The organism is Pseudomonas sp. 05N434, from assembly GCF_056396965.1.
Genome location: NZ_JBFTMK010000590.1, coordinates 1 through 3,012, shown reverse-complemented (window position 1 = coordinate 3,012; position 3,012 = coordinate 1). Strand labels below are relative to the sequence as shown.

The following is a 3,012-nucleotide window of genomic DNA, read 5'->3' as shown; positions in this document are numbered from 1 at the left end:
AGGCTTGATGTACCCGTTTCTGGGTCAGATCTCAATCAGCGCCAACAATCCAATTGCCCTTGCGCACGACTGCTGAAGATCGTCAGCAGCTCGCTCAGTGTATGCGGCGGCGGTTCGGCAGTGCGGGTCACTGCGTACAGGGTGATCGGCAGCGCCGGGGCCAGGGGACGAATGGCGGTAGCCCCAGGCGACGCGCCAAGGGCGGTGAAGGGGTCGATCACCGCCAGCCCTGCACCGGATTCGACCATCGCCCTGGCCAGTGAATAGGTTTGCACCGCGATGCTCACCCGTGGCGGCGGCTCTACCGCCTTGAGGTAGCTGTCGAGGCGGGCCGAAAGAGGGTCGGTGCTGGACAACCCGATCAAGGGCGCATCGGCCAGGGCCATCAACGGCAGCGGCTTGCCTTCATCTTCCTGCGGCCAATAACCTGCCGGTGCCAGCGCCACCAACACCCCGCTGGCCAGCGCCTGGGCCTTGAGCGCGGGGTGATCAGGCTGTTGCAGAGTCAGGGCGACATCAATTTCACGCATCAGCAGGTTCTGCATCAGTTCGCGACTGTGGGCGCTGGACAGCTCGCAAGCGATGTCCGGATAACGCTGGGTCCACTCATGAATGGTCGGCGGCAGCAGCGACAGGGCCAGTGCCGGGGTCGCACCGATCCGCAGGCTATGGCCCGGCTCACGGCGCAGGCTTTGCGCCAGGCGTCGCACCCCTTGCAGGCTCTCCGTGACCTTGTCGACCTCGCGCTCCAGCTCCAGCGCTTCGGGCGTGGCCTGCAGTTTACCGCGCACCCGCAGAAACAACGGGAAGCCCAATTGCTGCTCGGCGTGTTGCAGCACCTTGGTCACGGCAGGCTGGGAAACGTGCAGCAGCTGCGCGGCACCGCTGACCGAGCCGGTCTGGCGGATGGCCTGGAAAATCTCGATATGGCGAAGGCGCATGGCAAGTCCATAACCTTTGTTTATGGGTTAGCCATCTTTATTCATTGTTCGACGCCTGTCACCTGGCTCTAACCTCGGGTTCGTCTCAACAACGATTAAGGACTGACATGGCTCAGCATGTATGCATCATCGGCGGTGGCGTCATTGGCCTGGCAACGGCTTACGCACTGGTGCGCGATGGCGTTGACGTGACGCTGGTCGAGGCTCGCGAGTCGCTGGGCAGTGAAACCAGCTTCGCCAACGGCGGCCAGTTGTCCTATCGCTACGTAGCGCCCCTGGCCGACGCCGGTGTGCCATTGCAGGCCATTGGCTGGATGCTGCGCGGTGACTCCCCGCTGAAACTGCGCCCGCGCTTCGATCCTGCGCAGTGGCGGTGGATGGCATCTTTCCTTGGTGCTTGCCGCTCCTCGGTCAACCGCGCCAACGCGGCCCATCTATTGCGCCTCGCGCTGTTGAGCCAGTCCACTTTGCAAACCTGGCGTGAAGAGGATGCCTTGGGCGGATTCCACTGGCGGCGCAACGGCAAGCTGGTGACCTTTCGCCAGGCCAGCAGCTTCGAACATGCCCGCAACAGCCTTGCCGCCCCCCGGCAACAACAGGTGCTGTCGCACGCCGACTGCGCCCGTCTGGACCCGGCGCTGGCGGAGGCGCCCTTTGTCGGCGCCATTTATACCCCGGATGAAGAAGTCGGTGATTGCCACGGCTTTTGCCAGCAACTGGCGGCGCGCTTGCAGGCGTCGGGACGTTGCGAGTTCCGCCTTGGCCAGGCCGTAACCGGAATTCGCCATGCCCATGGCGCGGTGAGTGCGATTGAACTGGGCGACGAAGTGCTGCCGGTGGAGCAGTTGGTCATTGCGGCCGGCCATCGCAGTCCGTTGTTGGCACTGCCCGGAGTCAACCTGCCGCTGTATCCCCTCAAGGGTTATAGCCTGACGGTACCGATCGGCGTCCAGCATCGGGCACCGGACCTGAGCATCACCGACTACGACCGCAAGATCGTCTACGCCCGGATCGGTGAGCAGTTGCGGGTGGCGGCGATGGTCGACATTGTCGGTTTCGATCCGTCGCTGGACCCCAAGCGCCTGGCCCTGATCAAACGCCAGGCGCGCGATACTTTCGCCAATGCCGGCGACTACGACCAGGCCATTGAATGGGCCGGCATGCGTCCGGCGACCCCCAGCGGCGTGCCGCTGCTGGGCGTAACGGCGTATCGCAACTTGTGGCTGAACCTCGGCCATGGCGCGCTGGGCTTCACCCTGGCCYGCGCCAGTGCTCGATTGCTCAGTGAACTGATCGGCCAGCGCCGCCCCTCCATCGACCTGCAGGGTTTTACGCCCCGTGCGGCTTGAACGCTTACTCCTTAAAAGGACCACCCGATGACCATTAACCGTATCCAGCCCAATCCACGCTGGTCCGGTGCCGTGACCTTTGGCGACCTGGTGTTTCTCTCCGGCCAGGTGCCGGGCGACGCCACCGATGCCGGCGGCCAAACTAGCCAAGTACTGGAAAAAATCGACGCATTGTTGGCCGAGGCGGGCAGCGACAAGAATCATCTGCTCAGCGCGACCATTTACCTGAAGGACATCGGCGAAGATTTCGCAGCAATGAATGACGTCTGGTCTGCCTGGTTGTCGCCCGGCCAGGCACCAAGTCGCACCACCTTGCAGGCCGAACTGGCGCGTCCGCAGGTGCGGGTGGAAATAACCGTTATCGCGGCACGGCGCTAAACCAACCCTCACCCACAACGGAGAATAACAATGCAAAAAATCACGTTGATCGGCTGCACCCTGGGCCTGTTGCTAGGTACTCAGGCTCATGCTGACGAAGCATCGCTGGGTCCTACCTTGAGCAAAATTGCCAGCGCCAATAGCATCACCCTGGGCTATCGCGATGCTTCAGTGCCGTTCTCCTACGTGGGCGATCACTCGGGACAACCCATGGGCTACTCGGTAGACCTGGCGAGCAAGATCGTCGAGCGGGTGCAGCAGAAGCTGGCGTTGCCAAACCTCAAGGTGAAGTACAACCTGGTGACATCGCAAACCCGCATTCCGCTGGTGCAGAACGGTACCGT

At 62.8% G+C, this 3,012-nt stretch carries 4 protein-coding genes; 3 read left to right on the top strand and 1 reads right to left on the bottom strand.

Annotation, left to right across the window (positions count from 1 at the left end; translation table 11 throughout):
• Nucleotides 1-35 precede the first annotated feature (35 nt).
• Entirely contained in the window at nt 36-941 is a 906-nt protein-coding gene (locus tag AC1DLB_RS26395; RefSeq protein WP_086945816.1) for a LysR family transcriptional regulator, read from the bottom strand.
• 107 nt (nt 942-1,048) lie between these two features.
• Here AC1DLB_RS26395 and AC1DLB_RS26390 point away from each other — a divergent pair, with 107 nt between their 5' ends.
• The 3 genes from AC1DLB_RS26390 to AC1DLB_RS26380 form a co-directional block, all read left to right on the top strand.
• Complete coding sequence (locus tag AC1DLB_RS26390; RefSeq protein WP_477785947.1) at nt 1,049-2,290, top strand: D-amino acid dehydrogenase; 1,242 nt, start codon at nt 1,049-1,051, stop codon at nt 2,288-2,290.
• 27 nt (nt 2,291-2,317) lie between these two features.
• A complete protein-coding gene (locus AC1DLB_RS26385; protein ID WP_477779366.1) occupies nt 2,318-2,668 on the top strand; it encodes a RidA family protein in 351 nt (116 codons plus the stop codon).
• A gap of 30 nt (nt 2,669-2,698) precedes the next feature.
• The coding region (locus AC1DLB_RS26380) for a transporter substrate-binding domain-containing protein (protein ID WP_477785946.1) at nt 2,699-3,012 on the top strand (314 nt) is incomplete at its 3' end.